Consider the following 15,071-nt stretch of genomic DNA (forward strand, 5'->3'; position numbering starts at 1 on the left):
TGATCTAGGGGCGCTTACCGCTTACGAGGCAATTAAAAAATCATCATGCACTTACAAAACAAGGCAGTTGAGGCAGTTGAGGCAGTTGAGGCAGTATCAGAATTCATTAAAAGAAAAGCCGGGACAAGCCCGGCTTTTTCTTTATCACTCAGCAGCTGCTTCAGCAGCGGCCGGGCGGTCTACCAGCTCAATATAAGCCATAGGGGCGTTGTCACCTGCACGGAAACCGCATTTCAGAATGCGAGTATAACCGCCGGCGCGCTCCAGGTAGCGCGGGCCCAGTTCATTGAACAGCTTAGCCACGATCGCGTTATCGCGAGTACGGGCAAATGCCAGGCGACGATTAGCAACGCTATCAGTCTTGGCAAGGGTGATCAGCGGTTCAACGACACGACGCAGCTCTTTTGCCTTAGGCAGAGTCGTCTTGATGATCTCATGACGAACCAGGGAGCTGGCCATGTTGCGGAACATAGCCTGACGATGGCTGCTGTTCCGGTTCAGTTGACGACCACTCAAACGATGGCGCATGACCTTATCCTTCTAACTAAATCTGTGAAACCCGTAATCTGGATTACTCGTCAGCGATGCTGGCGGGCGGCCAATTCTCAAGGCGCATGCCAAGAGACAGACCACGGGAGGCCAACACGTCCTTGATCTCAGTCAGGGACTTCTTACCGAGGTTAGGAGTCTTAAGCAACTCAACTTCGGTACGCTGTACCAGATCACCAATATAGTGGATAGCTTCTGCCTTCAGACAGTTCGCAGAACGAACTGTCAGCTCCAAATCATCGACAGGACGTAGCAGAATCGGATCAAACTCGGGTTTCTCTTCTTTCTTCTCGGGCACGCTGACATCGCGCAGATCCACAAAGGCTTCCAGTTGCTCGGCCAGAATAGTGGCAGAACGACGGATGGCTTCTTCAGGATCCAGAGTACCATTGGTCTCCATGTCGATGACCAGCTTGTCCAAGTCGGTACGCTGTTCCACACGTGCTGCCTCAACATTGTAGGCAATACGAACGATGGGGCTGAACGCGGAGTCCAGCAGCAGGCGACCAATCGGTCGCTCTTCATCATCGTTGTGAACACGAGCAGAAGCAGGCACATAACCACGACCACGCTGAACTTTCAGGCGCATACTGATCTCAGCATTGGCACCAGTCAGGTGGCAGATTACGTGCTCCGGGTTTACGATCTCGACTTCATCACCGTGAGTGATATCACCAGCGGTAACGGGGCCTGTTCCAGACTTGGTCAGGGACAGAGTTACCTCGTCCTTGCCTTCCAGCTTCACAGCGATACCTTTCAGGTTGAGCAGGATTTCAAGAATGTCTTCCTGTACACCTTCTTTGCTGCTGTACTCATGCAGTACCCCGTCAATTTCGACTTCAGTAACTGCACAACCGGGCATAGATGACAGCAAAATACGACGCAGGGCGTTGCCCAGCGTGTGACCAAATCCACGCTCGAGTGGCTCAAGAGTCACTTTCGCATGAGTCGGGCTAACTTGCTCGATGTCAACTAGCCGCGGTTTAAGAAAATCTGTTACAGAACCCAGCATTGTGTCCTCTCTTTAGAAGCTAGCTTTACTTGGAGTAAAGCTCGACGATCAGCTGTTCGTTAATGTCGGCAGACAGGTCGGAACGCTCTGGCAGGCGCTTGAAAGCACCTTCCATTTTAGCGGCGTCAACCTCTACCCAAGTCGGCTTCTCGCGCTGACCAGCAACTTCCAGGGAAGCTTTGATACGCGCTTGCTTCTTAGCCTTCTCACGAACGCAGATCACGTCCTCAGGGGAAACCTGGAAAGAAGGAATGTTCACAACGCGACCGTTTACCATGATGGCTTTGTGGCTCACCAGCTGACGAGATTCAGCACGGGTAGCGCCGAAGCCCATACGGTAGACAACGTTGTCCAAACGACCTTCCAGCAGCTGCAACAGGTTTTCACCGGTGTTACCCTTTTGACGGGCAGCGTCACGGTAGTAGTTGCGGAACTGTTTTTCCAATACGCCGTAGATACGACGAACTTTTTGTTTCTCGCGCAGCTGAACACCGTAGTCGGACAGACGCGCTTTACGCGCACCGTGCTGACCAGGGGCAGTGTCAATCTTGCACTTAGAATCAATCGCACGAACACCAGACTTCAGGAAGAGGTCGGTGCCCTCACGACGGCTAAGCTTAAGCTTAGGACCGATATATCTTGCCATCTTCTTTCTCCAACAATCCTAGACCAAGTAGCTACAGCGTTATACGCGGCGCTTCTTGGGAGGACGACAACCGTTGTGCGGGATCGGAGTCACATCAGTAATATTAGTGATGCGGAAACCAGCCGCGTTCAGAGCGCGGATGGAAGACTCACGACCGGGACCCGGACCTTTGACCATGACTTCCAGGTTCTTCACGCCGTATTCTTTGGCGATCTCACCAGCACGCTCAGCAGCTACTTGGGCAGCAAACGGAGTGGACTTACGGGAACCACGGAAACCTGAACCACCGGAGGTGGCCCATGACAGAGCATTGCCCTGACGGTCAGTAATGGTCACGATTGTGTTGTTGAAAGATGCATGAACGTGTGCAATACCGTCGCTCACTTGCTTTTTAACGCGCTTGCGAGCACGAGTCGGAGTTTTAGCCATTTTCTACCTTCCCGTTACTTCTTGATAGCCTTGCGCGGACCCTTACGGGTACGAGCGTTGGTCTTGGTACGTTGACCACGAACAGGCAGGCTACGACGGTGACGCAAACCACGGTAGCAACCCAGATCCATCAATCGCTTGATGTTCATGGAAATCTGACGACGCAGGTCACCTTCAACGGTGAATTTACCTACTTGTTCACGCAGACTCTCGATCTGAGCTTCGTCCAGGTCTTTAATTTTCACATTCTCAGCGATACCGGCTGCGGCACAGATGGCCTTGGAGCGGGTACGACCGACGCCATAAATCGCAGTCAAAGCAATGACTGCATGCTTATGGTCAGGAATGTTAATGCCAGCGATACGGGCCACTATTCACTCCTACATATAGTAGATTACGACCACCACAAAGCCCGTGAGCGGATACGTGGCGGTCAACCAATACACAACAAAAGTTGGCTGGCTATATTAGCCAGCACAACTATTTGTTGCAAGTACTAACCGTAAAAAATTAGCCTTGGCGCTGTTTATGCTTTGGCTCGCTGCAAATCACACGCACCACACCGTGACGCTTGATGATTTTGCAGTTACGGCAGATCGCCTTAACGGAAGCACGAACTTTCATTGCTTAACTCCGTAACTACGCCGACCTTTAGCGGCCGTAGCCCTTCAGGTTGGCCTTCCTCAGGACGTCGCCATATTGATGAGACATCATATGGGTTTGTACCTGAGCCATGAAGTCCATGATAACCACCACGATAATCAGCAGCGAAGTGCCACCGAAGTAGAACTGTACGTTCCAGGCAGTCATCAAGAACTGGGGTACCAGACAGATAAAGGTTATATAGAGCGCACCTGCCAATGTCAGGCGAGTCATAACCTTATCGATGTAACGTGCTGTCTGCTCGCCCGGGCGAATCCCCGGGATAAAGGCTCCACTCTTCTTCAGATTATCTGCTGTCTCGCGGGGGTTGAACACCAGCGCGGTATAGAAGAAGCAGAAGAAGATAATGGCTGCTGCATACAGCATCTCGTAAAGCGGTTGACCCGGCTGCAGGACCATAGAGACCTGTTGCAAGATGTCAGCTACCTTACCCTCACCCTGACCAAACCAGGAGGTAATGGTCCCTGGGAAGAGGATGATACTGGATGCGAAAATCGCAGGAATCACACCGGCCATATTCACTTTCAACGGCAGGTGTGTGCTTTGCGCGGCGAATACCTGGCGGCCTTGTTGACGCTTGGCATAGTTAACGACGATACGACGCTGACCACGCTCCACGAACACCACAAAGTAAGTCACTGCGAAAACAATCAAGCCCAGCAACAACAACAGCAGGATATGCAATTCCCCTTGACGTGCCTGTTCGGCCGTAGCGCCAATGGCATGCGGCAGACCAGCAACGATACCCGTGAAAATAATCAACGAGATACCATTACCAATCCCACGCTCGGTAATCTGCTCACCCAACCACATCAAAAACATGGTACCGGTGACCAGACTCACAACCGCTGTGAAATAGAAGCCCAAACCCGGATGAGTCACGAGTCCCTGCATCATATTCGGCAGACCGGTTGCAATACCAATGGCCTGGAAAGTTCCCAAAACCAGCGTGCCCCAACGGGTATATTGGCTAATCTTGCGACGGCCGGATTCACCTTCTTTCTTGAGTTCAGCAAGAGCAGGGTGAACCACTGTCAGCAGCTGGATAATGATCGACGCCGAAATGTACGGCATGATCCCCAACGCAAGAATAGAAGCACGCGAGAGTGCACCACCACTGAACATGTTGAACATCTCAATGATGGTGCCCTTCTGTTGCTGGAACAACTCGGCCAGTACGGCGGCGTCAATACCAGGAATCGGCACATAAGAGCCTGCACGGAAAACGATAATCGCCCCGAGAACGAAGAGCAAACGGCTCTTCAGTTCACTCAGACCACCCTGTGCTTTAACATCCAATCCTGGTTTCTTAGCCATTGTACTGATTATTCCTCGATTTTACCGCCAGCGGCCTCGATGGCTGCACGTGCACCTTTGGTGACGGACAGACCACGAACGGTCACAGCACGGTCAATGTTGCCAGACAGAACAACTTTAGCGAATACGATGTTCTTGGTAACAACACCGGCTTGCTTCAGAGTGCTCAGATCGACCACATCACCTTCCACCATGGCGATTTCGTTCAGACGCACTTCGGCAGAAACCAAAGATTTGCGAGAGAAGAAACCGAACTTCGGCAGACGGATTTTCAAAGGCATCTGGCCACCTTCGAAACCAGCGCGGACTTTACCGCCACCGGAACGAGAGGTTTGGCCTTTAACACCACGACCACCAGTCTTGCCCAGGCCGGAGCCGATACCACGACCACGACGTTGTTTTTCAGGCTTGGAACCAGCGGCCGGAGACAGAGTGTTCAGACGCATGCTTAGCCCTCCACCTTAACCATGTAATAAACCTGGTTGATCATACCGCGAACGCAAGGAGTATCTTCCAGCTCAACGGTGTGACCAATGCGACGCAGACCCAGACCACGCAGAGTCGCCTTGTGCTTTGGCAGACGGCCGATAGAGCTGCGAGTTTGAGTTACTTTTACAGTGTTAGCCATGTCGCATTACCCCAGAATTTCTTCAACGCGCAGACCACGCTTTGCAGCGATCTGAGCTGGGGATTGACCCTGCACCAGAGCATCTACAGTTGCGCGAACAACGTTGATTGGGTTGGTGGAACCGTAGGTCTTAGCCAGCACGTTGTGGATACCAGCAACTTCCAGAACAGCACGCATAGCGCCGCCTGCAATGATACCAGTACCTTGTGAGGCAGGCTTCATGAACACGGTGGAGCCAGAGTGAACACCACGCACCGGATGGTGCAGAGTGCCATTGTTCAGCTCAACTTTGCTCAGATTACGCTTAGCCTGTTCCATTGCTTTTTGAATAGCAGCTGGAACTTCACGGGCCTTACCGTAACCGTAACCTACACGGCCGTTACCATCACCCACCACGGTCAACGCGGTGAAGGACATGATACGACCACCTTTAACAGTTTTCGAAACACGGTTGACTGCAATCAGCTTTTCTTGCAGTTCGCCGGCTTGAGATTCGACTTTAGCCATCTTCGACTCCTAGCTTAGAACTGAAGACCAGCGTCACGTGCAGCAGTTGCCAGAGCGGCAATGCGACCATGATACTTGAAACCGGAACGATCGAAAGATACGTTCTGAACGCCTTTGGCAATAGCTCGCTCAGCGATAGCCTTACCCACAGCGGTAGCAGCATCTGCGTTACCGGTGGATTTGAGCGCTTCACTGATGGCTTTCTCTACTGTGGAAGCAGAGGCCAGAACTTCGGAACCGTTGGCTGCGATTACCTGCGCGTAGATATGACGCGGGGTACGGTGAACAACCAGACGGGTAGCTCCCAGTTCCTGCATCTTCTTCCGAGCACGAGTAGCACGACGGAGACGAGCTGCTTTCTTGTCCATAGTGTTACCTTACTTCTTCTTAGCTTCTTTAGTACGCACTTGCTCATTGGCATAGCGTACACCCTTGCCCTTGTAGGGCTCCGGAGCGCGGTAAGCACGGATATCGGCGGCGACTTGGCCAACCATCTGCTTGTCGACACCACGCAGAACGATTTCAGTGGCAGTCGGGCATTCAGCGGTCACACCAGCCGGCAGCGCATGCTCTACCGGGTGAGAGAAGCCCAGCGCCAGCGCAACAGCATTGCCCTTGATGGAGGCTTTGTAGCCAACACCAACCAGCTGCAGCTTACGCTCGAAGCCTTGGGTAACACCGATTACCATGTTGTTGACCAATGCACGGGCAGTACCGGCCTGAGCGTCAGCACCAGAGATGCCGTCGCGCGGGGCGAACTTCAGTACATTGTCTTCTTTGGTCACTTCTACACCGGCGTGAATAGAGCGAACCAGAGAACCTTTACCACCTTTGATGGTCAGTTCCTGGCCGTTCAGAGTCACCTCTACGCCAGCAGGAATAGTGACGGGTGCCTTAGCAACGCGAGACATATCCTACCTCCTATTAAGCGACGTAGCAGATGATCTCACCGCCCATGCTTGCTTTGCGAGCAGCACGGTCAGTCATCACACCTTTAGACGTGGACACGATAGCAACACCGAGACCGCCCATAACTTTCGGCAGATCAGTAGTGCGCTTGTAAATACGCAGGCCGGGACGGCTCACGCGTTGGATCAGTTCTACAACTGGCTTGCCCTGGAAATATTTCAGTTCAATTTCCAGTTCCGGCTTCACATCACCTGCTACGGAGTAGCCAGTGATGTAACCTTCTTCTTTCAGCACGTTGGCGATAGCCACTTTCAGCTTGGAAGAAGGCATGGAAACCGCAACTTTGCTCGCCGCCTGACCGTTACGGATGCGGGTCAGCATATCCGCGATCGGATCTTGCATGCTCATAAGTCTAACTCCCGAGATTCGTTACCAAGAAGCCTTCTTCAGGCCCGGAATTTCGCCCTTCATGGCATGCTCACGCACCTTGATGCGAGACAAGCCAAACTTGCGCAGGAAACCGTGCGGACGACCAGTAATATTGCAACGGTTACGCTGGCGGGACGGACTGGAATCACGGGGCAGCTGTTGCAGTTGCAGTACAGCATCCCAACGCGCTTCTTCAGAAGCGTTCATATCAACAATGATAGCTTTCAGCTCGGTACGCTTGGTGGCGTACTTGGCTACCAGCTTCGCACGCTTTGCTTCGCGCGCTTTCATGGATGTTTTAGCCATAACCCTAACCTTACTTGCGGAATGGGAAGTTAAAGGCAGCCAGCAGAGCACGGCCTTCTTCATCGGTATTCGCGGAAGTGGTGATGGTGATATCCAGACCACGGACGCGATCGACTTTGTCATAGTCGATTTCCGGGAAGATGATTTGCTCACGCACGCCCATGGAGTAGTTACCACGACCATCAAACGCTTTTGCGTTCAGGCCACGGAAGTCACGGATACGCGGTACGGAGATGCAAATCAGCCGTTCCAGGAACTCCCACATACGCTCGCCACGCAGGGTTACTTTACAACCTATCGGGTAGCCTTCACGAATCTTGAAGCCCGCAACAGATTTGCGAGCTTTGGTGATCAGCGGCTTCTGACCGGAAATGGCGGCCATATCGGCAGCAGCATTTTCCAGCAACTTCTTGTCAGAGATCGCTTCACCAACACCCATGTTCAGGGTGATTTTCTCGATCCGAGGGACTTGCATGATAGTCTTGTAACCGAACTGTTTGGCCAGTTCATTTACTACATCTGATTTGTAGTAATCATGCAGTTTCGCCATCGTTAAACTCCAATTACTTCACAAGTTCGCCGGTGGATTTGAAGAAACGAACTTTTTTGCCGTCTTCAATCCGGAAACCAACGCGGTCAGCTTTGCCAGTGGCAGAGTTGAACAGCGCTACGTTTGATACATCGATCGGGGCTTCTTTGGTGACGATACCGCCAGCCTGACCCAGTGCGGGTACCGGCTTCTGGTGCTTCTTCACCTGGTTGATGCCTTCAACGATTACCTTACCTTTTGCAATCAGAACTTGAGTGACTTTGCCACGCTTGCCCTTGTCTTTGCCGGTAAGTACGATCACTTCGTCTTCGCGACGGATTTTAGCTGCCATCGTTCGACTCCTTACAGTACTTCGGGTGCCAGGGACACAATCTTCATGAACTTCTCATTACGCAGTTCACGGGTCACCGGGCCAAAAATACGAGTACCGATTGGCTGTTGGTTGCCGTTAAGCAAAACAGCCGCATTGTTGTCGAAACGGATGACTGAGCCGTCCGGACGACGAACGCCTTTACGGGTGCGTACGACCACCGCGTTATACACATCACCTTTCTTCACTTTACCGCGAGGAATGGCTTCCTTGATGGAAACCTTGATGATGTCGCCGATGCCGGCGTAACGGCGGTGCGAGCCACCCAGAACCTTAATACACATTACACTGCGAGCGCCGGAGTTGTCGGCTACGCCCAGCATACTTTGCATCTGGATCATTTTAGTGCTCCGCTTTGTTTACTTCTTATCCCTAGTGGGATCTGGCTGCCTTCAAAAGGCGCGAAACTATAACACAGGATTTTTAGAAAAGGTAGCCTAAAAAACAAACGGCCCCTGAAAGGGGCCGTTTGGACTAAAAAGTACCGATTAGGCCTTTTCTAAGATCGCAACCAGGGTCCAGGACTTGGTCTTGGACAGCGGGCGGCATTCGCGGATTTCCACGAGATCGCCTGCTTTACACTCGTTGGTCTCGTCATGCACGTGCAGCTTGGTAGTGCGCTTGATGATCTTACCGTAGATCGGGTGCTTTACCTTGCGCTCGATAGCAACAGTGATGGACTTGTCCATCTTGTCGCTGATTACACGACCTTGCAGAGTACGGATCTTGTCAGTCATTACGCACCTGCCTTCTCAGTCAGTACAGTCTTGATACGTGCGACGTCACGACGCACTTGTTTCAGAGTGTGAGTCTGAGCCAGTTGGCCAGTGGACGCTTGCATGCGCATGTTGAATTGCTCACGCAGCAGGCCCAGCAGCTCCTGGTTCAGTTCTTCGACGCTCTTTTGACGCAGATCTTGGGCTTTCATCACATCACCGTCTTAATTACGAAAGTGGTCTGAACAGACAGCTTAGCTGCGGCCAGGGCAAACGCTTCACGCGCCAGAGCCTCAGGTACACCGTCCATCTCGTACAGAACCTTGCCAGGCTGGATCGGGCAAACCCAGTATTCCACGTTACCCTTACCTTTACCCATACGAACTTCGAGGGGCTTTTCGGTGATGGGCTTGTCCGGGAACACACGGATCCAGATCTTACCTTGACGCTTAACGTGACGGGTCATGGCACGACGGGCTGCTTCGATTTGACGAGCAGTCAGTTGACCACGGGATGTCGCCTTCAGGCCAAAGGTACCGAAGGATACTTCGTTACCAGAGGTGGCCAGACCGCGGTTACGACCCTTATGGGTCTTGCGGAATTTAGTACGCTTAGGTTGCAACATTTACCGAATCTCCTTACTTAGCAGCGCGGCGCTTGTTGTCACGCTTGGGCTTTGCAGGAGCTTGCTCTTGAGCAGCGGCAGCGTTAACAGCAGCCAGACCGCCCAGAACTTCGCCCTTGAAGATCCAAACTTTAACGCCGATCACACCGTAAGTGGTGTGGGCTTCAGAAGTTGCGTAGTCGATGTCGGCACGCAGGGTGTGCAACGGCACACGACCTTCACGGTACCATTCGGTACGCGCGATTTCAGCGCCGCCCAGACGACCGGAAACTTCCACTTTGATGCCCTTGGCACCCAGGCGCATTGCGTTCTGTACGGCGCGCTTCATAGCACGACGGAACATTACACGACGCTCCAGCTGGGAAGTGATGCTGTCGGCAACGAGTTTGCCATCCAGCTCCGGCTTGCGGACTTCGGAAATGTTGATCTGAGCAGGCACGCCAGCAATAGTGGCTACAGCTTTGCGCAGCTTCTCAACGTCTTCGCCTTTCTTACCGATCACAACACCCGGACGAGCGGTGTGAATGGTCACACGGATGCTCTTGGCCGGACGCTCGATGGTGATCTTGGACAAGGACGCGTTTTTCAGTTCCTTGGTCAGGAACTGGCGTACTTGAAAATCGCTGTACAGGTTGTCAGCGAAGTCTTTGGTGTTCGCGAACCAGGTAGAATTCCAAGGCTTGGTAATACCCAGGCGAATGCCATTAGGATGTACTTTCTGACCCATTGCTTATCTCCCAGCCTTAGCGTCGGATACCACTACAGTGATGTGAGCGGTACGCTTGAGGATACGATCCGCACGACCTTTGGCACGCGGACGGATGCGCTTCATGGAGGGACCTTCGTCGACCATGATAGTAGCAACACGCAGCGCGTCGATATCGGCGCCTTCGTTGTGCTCAGCGTTTGCAATGGCAGATTCCAGCACTTTCTTAACCAGCACAGCAGCCTTTTTCGGGCTGAAGGTCAGGATATTCAGAGCCTTGTCTACGGACAGACCACGTACTTGATCGGCTACCAGACGAGCTTTCTGGGCAGAAGTACGGGCATAACGGTGTTTAGCGATAGCTTCCATCATTTATCCCTTAGCGCTTCTTAGCCTTCTTATCAGCAGCATGGCCGCGATAAGTACGAGTCGGTGCGAATTCACCCAGTTTGTGACCGATCATTTCTTCGGTAACGAAAACCGGAACGTGCTGACGACCATTATGGACAGCGATGGTCAAACCGATCATGTTCGGGATGATCATTGAACGACGGGACCAGGTCTTAACCGGCTTTTTATCCCCGCTTTCCACCGCTTTCTCTACCTTCTTCAGCAAGTGCAGGTCAATAAATGGACCCTTCTTGAGAGAACGTGGCATGGTGATTCCTCTATGTTAACAATTACTTGTTACGACGACGTACGATGTACTTGTCGGTACGCTTGTTCTTACGGGTCTTGAAGCCTTTAGCCTTCTGGCCCCATGGGGACACAGGCTGCATGCCTTTGTTACGACCCTCACCACCACCGTGCGGGTGGTCGACCGGGTTCATCGCCATACCGCGAACGGTCGGACGAATACCACGCCAGCGGTTTGCACCGGCTTTACCCAGTTGACGCAACATGTGCTCGGAGTTACCGACTTCACCGATGGTAGCGCGGCACTCGGCCAGAACTTTACGTACTTCGCCGGAACGCAGACGCAGAGTTACATAGTTACCGTCACGAGCCAGGATCTGGATGAAAGTACCAGCGGAACGAGCCAGCTGGGCACCTTTACCAGGCTTCATCTCTACAGCGTGAACGGTAGAACCAACCGGGATGTTGCGCATCGGCAGGGCGTTACCTACCTTGATGGCTGCATCAGCACCAGAAGCGATTGCATCACCAGCTTTCAGGCCTTTCGGAGCCAGGATGTAACGACGCTCACCGTCTGCATACAACACCAGAGCGATGTTAGCGGTACGGTTAGGATCGTATTCCAGGCGCTCTACTTTAGCCGGGATACCGTCTTTGTCGCGCTTGAAGTCGACGATACGGTAGTGCTGCTTGTGACCACCACCGATATGACGGGTAGTGATACGGCCGTTGTTGTTACGACCACCGGACTTGCTTTTGCTGTCCAGCAGAGCGGCGAAGGGCTTGCCCTTGTACAGCTCTTGATTGACGATCTTGACGACGTGACGGCGGCCCGGAGAAGTAGGCTTGCACTTAACGATTGCCATTTTTGAGAACTCCTCTTACTCGGCTGCGCCCATGAAGTCGATGTCCTGACCTGCTTTCAGGGTCACATAAGCCTTTTTCCAATCGGAACGACGGCCTACACGCGCACCTGAGCGCTTGGTCTTACCCTTCATGTTCAGGGTACGGACGGTCTCAACTTCGACCTCAAACAGTTTCGCAACTGCAGCTTTGACTTCCGCCTTGGTGGCATCAACAGCAACTTTGAACACGATAGTGTTCTGCTTTTCTGCGACCATGGTGCTCTTTTCAGAGATGTGCGGAGCCTTCAGAACTTTTAACAGACGTTCTTCGCGGATCATGCCAGCATCTCCTCGATTTGCTTAACTGCGTCAGCAGTCATCAGAATCTTGTCGAAGGCGATCAGGCTGACCGGGTCGATACCGGCAACATCACGCACGTCGACCTTGTACAGGTTGCGAGCAGCCAGGAACAGGTTCTCATCGACTTCAGCAGTCACGATCAGAACGTCAGTCAGTTCCATCTCTTTCAGCTTGGCGATCAGTTCTTTGGTCTTCGGCGCTTCGATGCCGAATTTCTCGACAACGATCAGGCGCTCTTGACGTACCAGTTCGGACAGGATGCTACGGATAGCGCCGCGGTACATCTTCTTGTTTACTTTCTGGCTGTGATCTTGCGGCTTAGCAGCAAAAGTCACACCACCGGAACGCCAGATGGGCGAACGGATGGAGCCAGCACGGGCACGACCAGTACCCTTCTGACGCCACGGCTTTTTGCCGCCACCAGACACTTCAGAGCGAGTCAGCTGCGCACGAGTACCCTGACGGGCACCAGCGGCATATGCAACGACGACCTGGTGAACCAGAGCTTCGTTGAATTCGCGCCCGAAGGTAGTCTCGGAAACTTCAAGAGCGCTCTTGGCGTCTTTCATTACCAATTCCATTACTATCTCCTCAGACGTTACGCTTTGACGGCAGGTTTGACGATCACGTTGCCGTTGGTTGCACCCGGTACTGCACCTTTGATGAGCAGCAGGTTGCGTTCAGCGTCAACACGAACCAGTTCCAGGTTCTGAGTCGTTACACGCTCAGCACCCATGTGACCAGCCATCTTTTTGCCCTTGAATACACGACCCGGAGTCTGGTTCTGACCGATAGAACCCGGAACGCGGTGAGACAAGGAGTTACCGTGGGTCATATCCTGGGTGCGGAAGTTGTGGCGCTTAACAGTACCAGCAAAGCCCTTACCTTTGGATGTGCCGGTAACGTCTACCAGCTTAACGTCAGCGAGAAGATCTACTTTCAGCTCGCTACCAACAGTGAAAGTTTCACCGTTGTTCAGGCGGAATTCCCACAGACCGCGACCGGCTTCTACACCAGCTTTGGCGAAGTGGCCAGCTTCCGGCTTGGTTACACGGCTGGCTTTCTTGGCGCCAGTGGTAACCTGAATAGCGTTGTAGCCGTCGGTTTCTACAGATTTGACCTGAGTTACACGGTTAGCTTCAACTTCGATAACAGTCACCGGGATAGAAACGCCATCTTCAGTGAAGATGCGAGTCATACCCACTTTGCGACCTACAAGACCGATTGTCATTGTTATCAACCTCTTTCCGTAATTAACCCAGGCTGATCTGGACGTCTACACCAGCTGCCAGATCCAGACGCATCAGGGCGTCAACGGTCTTGTCAGTCGGCTCAACGATGTCTACCAGACGCTTGTGAGTGCGGATCTCGTACTGATCACGCGCATCTTTGTTGACGTGCGGGGAGATCAGGACGGTGAAGCGCTCTTTGCGAGTCGGCAGCGGAATAGGACCGCGAACCTGCGCGCCAGTGCGCTTTGCAGTTTCAACGATTTCCGCAGTGGATTGATCGATCAGGCGATGATCAAAAGCCTTCAGGCGGATACGGATTCTTTGGTTCTGCATTGACAGAGCTCCAATAGATAAAAGAACATAAATCAACACCGCCCGACCGAGACTTCTCCCGCCAGAGGTGTGATTTTTCACGTTTCCTCCCATATCGGGAGGACTGTATGGCTGGTCCCTGTAAACAGAAAACTCAGCAGCAGACATATCGTCTGGCTTACCTCATGGGTAAGCGGAGGGGATTATACGGATTTTTCAAATTTGCGCAAGGGAGAGCGAACAGATTATGCGCAGCTTTATGTGACAGATGGATCTCGCCTGCGACAATACACTCTGCTGCCAACACCCAGATAACGACAATGTTACAAGCAGACTGGTAGACTGTGCGCTTGCCTCTGTCAGTGGAACGACACCCCATGCTCAAAGATCAAAAGAAGGCCTATCAGTATGGCCTTTGCGCCGTTGCCCTCTGGTCGACGGTCGCTACAGCCTTCAAGATCTCCCTCACCTATTTCGAACCTGTGCAACTGTTGCTTGTGGCCGCCTTCACCTCGACTCTCACGCTGACAGCCGTCGTCGCCAAACAGGGCAAACTGCCGCTGCTGGGGAGCCACATCAAGGCCCACCCTTTCTACTACCTGACTCTGGGAGTGCTGAACCCCTTCCTCTATTACCTGCTGCTGTTCAAAGCCTATGATCTGCTGCCTGCCCAGCAGGCCCAGACCCTCAACTACACCTGGGCAATCACCCTCAGTCTGCTGGCCGTCCCCTTTCTCGGCCAGAAGCTGCGCCGCCGCGACGGGGTGGCCATCGTGCTGGGGTATTTCGGCGCCCTGGTAATTGCCACCAGGGGGGATGTATTCGGTCTGCAGTTCGACAGCCCGCTCGGAGTGACCCTGGCGCTGGTATCGACCCTCATCTGGGCCAGTTACTGGATCCTCAACACCCGCAATCAGGGAGACCCCATCGTCAGCCTGCTGCTTGGCTTCATTATCAGCCTCCCCTTTATCGTGCTTGCCACCTGGCTACTGGCTGACTTCCGGCTGACCGCCTGGCAAGGGTGGGCTGGCGCCATCTATGTGGGGCTGTTCGAGATGGGCTTCGGCTTCGTGCTCTGGCTGATGGCGATGCGCCATGCCACCAACACGGCGCCCATCAGCAACCTCATCTTTATTTCTCCCTTTGCCTCGCTGCTTCTGCTCAACCTGCTGATCGGCGAAACCATCCATCCAGCCACGCCGATCGGCCTTGCCCTGATCGTCGCAGCCCTGCTGATCCAGCAGCTCAAGTACGGCAAACGCTATCGCAACCAGGCCGAAACGGAAGGCTGACAAAAGCAGAGGGGCGTATCCACGGATACGCC

General features: G+C 53.2%; 29 protein-coding genes. 1 reads left to right on the forward strand and 28 read right to left on the reverse strand.

All coding sequences use genetic code 11. The features are described 5' to 3' along the window. Positions 1 to 144 precede the first annotated feature (144 nt). The 28 genes from rplQ to rpsJ all read right to left on the reverse strand — a co-directional run bounded on the left by rplQ (position 145) and on the right by rpsJ (position 13,768). Positions 145 to 528 carry a 50S ribosomal protein L17 gene (gene rplQ, locus BN1125_RS01530; protein WP_005307999.1) on the reverse strand — a complete coding sequence of 128 codons (384 nt, stop codon included), beginning with the start codon at positions 526 to 528 and terminating at the stop codon, positions 145 to 147. Between the two features lie 43 nt (positions 529 to 571). Beyond that, positions 572 to 1,561, reverse strand: a complete 990-nt coding sequence (locus tag BN1125_RS01535; protein ID WP_005307997.1) for a DNA-directed RNA polymerase subunit alpha — start codon at positions 1,559 to 1,561, stop codon at positions 572 to 574. A 25-nt stretch (positions 1,562 to 1,586) separates the two neighbouring features. Then, complete coding sequence (gene rpsD, locus BN1125_RS01540; RefSeq protein ID WP_005340600.1) at positions 1,587 to 2,207, reverse strand: 30S ribosomal protein S4; 621 nt, start codon at positions 2,205 to 2,207, stop codon at positions 1,587 to 1,589. Between the two features lie 39 nt (positions 2,208 to 2,246). Next, the gene (gene rpsK / locus BN1125_RS01545) at positions 2,247 to 2,636 is read right to left on the reverse strand and encodes a 30S ribosomal protein S11 (protein ID WP_005319702.1); all 390 of its coding nucleotides are present in this window, start codon (positions 2,634 to 2,636) and stop codon (positions 2,247 to 2,249) included. A 14-nt stretch (positions 2,637 to 2,650) separates the two neighbouring features. Next, positions 2,651 to 3,007 (reverse strand): 30S ribosomal protein S13, encoded by a 357-nt coding sequence (gene rpsM / locus BN1125_RS01550; RefSeq protein WP_005307991.1) that lies wholly within the window; start codon positions 3,005 to 3,007, stop codon positions 2,651 to 2,653. A 139-nt stretch (positions 3,008 to 3,146) separates the two neighbouring features. Continuing rightward, complete coding sequence (gene rpmJ, locus BN1125_RS18265; protein WP_005319705.1) at positions 3,147 to 3,260, reverse strand: 50S ribosomal protein L36; 114 nt, start codon at positions 3,258 to 3,260, stop codon at positions 3,147 to 3,149. Positions 3,261 to 3,287: 27 nt separating this feature from the next. Further along, positions 3,288 to 4,616, reverse strand: a complete 1,329-nt coding sequence (gene secY, locus BN1125_RS01555) for a preprotein translocase subunit SecY (protein WP_005307989.1) — start codon at positions 4,614 to 4,616, stop codon at positions 3,288 to 3,290. 8 nt (positions 4,617 to 4,624) lie between these two features. Continuing rightward, complete coding sequence (gene rplO, locus BN1125_RS01560; RefSeq protein ID WP_042010193.1) at positions 4,625 to 5,062, reverse strand: 50S ribosomal protein L15; 438 nt, start codon at positions 5,060 to 5,062, stop codon at positions 4,625 to 4,627. Positions 5,063 to 5,064: 2 nt separating this feature from the next. After that, entirely contained in the window at positions 5,065 to 5,244 is a 180-nt protein-coding gene (gene rpmD / locus BN1125_RS01565) for a 50S ribosomal protein L30 (RefSeq protein WP_005307985.1), read from the reverse strand. 6 nt (positions 5,245 to 5,250) lie between these two features. Then, entirely contained in the window at positions 5,251 to 5,751 is a 501-nt protein-coding gene (gene rpsE / locus BN1125_RS01570; protein ID WP_042010196.1) for a 30S ribosomal protein S5, read from the reverse strand. Positions 5,752 to 5,765: 14 nt separating this feature from the next. Next, positions 5,766 to 6,119, reverse strand: coding sequence for a 50S ribosomal protein L18 (gene rplR, locus BN1125_RS01575; protein ID WP_042010198.1), 354 nt, complete (start codon positions 6,117 to 6,119; stop codon positions 5,766 to 5,768). Between the two features lie 9 nt (positions 6,120 to 6,128). After that, positions 6,129 to 6,662, reverse strand: a complete 534-nt coding sequence (gene rplF / locus BN1125_RS01580; RefSeq protein ID WP_042010200.1) for a 50S ribosomal protein L6 — start codon at positions 6,660 to 6,662, stop codon at positions 6,129 to 6,131. Positions 6,663 to 6,675: 13 nt separating this feature from the next. Beyond that, a complete protein-coding gene (gene rpsH / locus BN1125_RS01585; protein WP_042010203.1) occupies positions 6,676 to 7,068 on the reverse strand; it encodes a 30S ribosomal protein S8 in 393 nt (130 codons plus the stop codon). Positions 7,069 to 7,089: 21 nt separating this feature from the next. Then, positions 7,090 to 7,395 carry a 30S ribosomal protein S14 gene (rpsN, locus tag BN1125_RS01590; protein WP_042010205.1) on the reverse strand — a complete coding sequence of 102 codons (306 nt, stop codon included), beginning with the start codon at positions 7,393 to 7,395 and terminating at the stop codon, positions 7,090 to 7,092. A 10-nt stretch (positions 7,396 to 7,405) separates the two neighbouring features. Beyond that, complete coding sequence (gene rplE / locus BN1125_RS01595; protein WP_005319725.1) at positions 7,406 to 7,945, reverse strand: 50S ribosomal protein L5; 540 nt, start codon at positions 7,943 to 7,945, stop codon at positions 7,406 to 7,408. A gap of 13 nt (positions 7,946 to 7,958) precedes the next feature. Further along, positions 7,959 to 8,276 carry a 50S ribosomal protein L24 gene (gene rplX, locus BN1125_RS01600; protein ID WP_005307977.1) on the reverse strand — a complete coding sequence of 106 codons (318 nt, stop codon included), beginning with the start codon at positions 8,274 to 8,276 and terminating at the stop codon, positions 7,959 to 7,961. Positions 8,277 to 8,287: 11 nt separating this feature from the next. Next, complete coding sequence (rplN, locus tag BN1125_RS01605; protein ID WP_005890908.1) at positions 8,288 to 8,656, reverse strand: 50S ribosomal protein L14; 369 nt, start codon at positions 8,654 to 8,656, stop codon at positions 8,288 to 8,290. A gap of 147 nt (positions 8,657 to 8,803) precedes the next feature. Beyond that, entirely contained in the window at positions 8,804 to 9,052 is a 249-nt protein-coding gene (gene rpsQ / locus BN1125_RS01610) for a 30S ribosomal protein S17 (protein WP_033138836.1), read from the reverse strand. Beyond that, positions 9,052 to 9,243 (reverse strand): 50S ribosomal protein L29, encoded by a 192-nt coding sequence (gene rpmC, locus BN1125_RS01615; RefSeq protein WP_005307965.1) that lies wholly within the window; start codon positions 9,241 to 9,243, stop codon positions 9,052 to 9,054. Before rpmC ends, rpsQ begins: the two co-directional genes overlap by 1 nt. After that, complete coding sequence (gene rplP, locus BN1125_RS01620) at positions 9,243 to 9,656, reverse strand: 50S ribosomal protein L16 (protein ID WP_005340612.1); 414 nt, start codon at positions 9,654 to 9,656, stop codon at positions 9,243 to 9,245. Before rplP ends, rpmC begins: the two co-directional genes overlap by 1 nt. 13 nt (positions 9,657 to 9,669) lie before the next feature. Beyond that, the gene (gene rpsC, locus BN1125_RS01625) at positions 9,670 to 10,383 is read right to left on the reverse strand and encodes a 30S ribosomal protein S3 (protein WP_005307962.1); all 714 of its coding nucleotides are present in this window, start codon (positions 10,381 to 10,383) and stop codon (positions 9,670 to 9,672) included. A 3-nt stretch (positions 10,384 to 10,386) separates the two neighbouring features. After that, positions 10,387 to 10,731 carry a 50S ribosomal protein L22 gene (gene rplV / locus BN1125_RS01630; RefSeq protein WP_005319741.1) on the reverse strand — a complete coding sequence of 115 codons (345 nt, stop codon included), beginning with the start codon at positions 10,729 to 10,731 and terminating at the stop codon, positions 10,387 to 10,389. 10 nt (positions 10,732 to 10,741) lie between these two features. Then, positions 10,742 to 11,020 (reverse strand): 30S ribosomal protein S19, encoded by a 279-nt coding sequence (gene rpsS / locus BN1125_RS01635; RefSeq protein ID WP_005307960.1) that lies wholly within the window; start codon positions 11,018 to 11,020, stop codon positions 10,742 to 10,744. A 22-nt stretch (positions 11,021 to 11,042) separates the two neighbouring features. Next, complete coding sequence (rplB, locus tag BN1125_RS01640; protein ID WP_042010209.1) at positions 11,043 to 11,864, reverse strand: 50S ribosomal protein L2; 822 nt, start codon at positions 11,862 to 11,864, stop codon at positions 11,043 to 11,045. A gap of 15 nt (positions 11,865 to 11,879) precedes the next feature. Next, complete coding sequence (gene rplW / locus BN1125_RS01645; RefSeq protein WP_005331199.1) at positions 11,880 to 12,182, reverse strand: 50S ribosomal protein L23; 303 nt, start codon at positions 12,180 to 12,182, stop codon at positions 11,880 to 11,882. Continuing rightward, a complete protein-coding gene (rplD, locus tag BN1125_RS01650) occupies positions 12,179 to 12,784 on the reverse strand; it encodes a 50S ribosomal protein L4 (protein ID WP_025325386.1) in 606 nt (201 codons plus the stop codon). The genes rplW and rplD overlap by 4 nt, the downstream gene beginning before the upstream one ends. Before the next feature lie 17 nt (positions 12,785 to 12,801). Then, entirely contained in the window at positions 12,802 to 13,434 is a 633-nt protein-coding gene (rplC, locus tag BN1125_RS01655) for a 50S ribosomal protein L3 (RefSeq protein ID WP_005340620.1), read from the reverse strand. Positions 13,435 to 13,456: 22 nt separating this feature from the next. Then, complete coding sequence (rpsJ, locus tag BN1125_RS01660; protein WP_005307944.1) at positions 13,457 to 13,768, reverse strand: 30S ribosomal protein S10; 312 nt, start codon at positions 13,766 to 13,768, stop codon at positions 13,457 to 13,459. A gap of 356 nt (positions 13,769 to 14,124) precedes the next feature. Between rpsJ and BN1125_RS01665 the strand changes: the two genes are divergently transcribed. Then, positions 14,125 to 15,039, forward strand: coding sequence for a DMT family transporter (locus BN1125_RS01665; RefSeq protein WP_042010211.1), 915 nt, complete (start codon positions 14,125 to 14,127; stop codon positions 15,037 to 15,039). The last annotated feature ends 32 nt before the right edge of the window (positions 15,040 to 15,071 follow it).

This window comes from Aeromonas fluvialis, assembly GCF_000819885.1.
In the GTDB taxonomy this organism is placed as follows: Bacteria; Pseudomonadota; Gammaproteobacteria; order Enterobacterales; family Aeromonadaceae; genus Aeromonas; species Aeromonas fluvialis.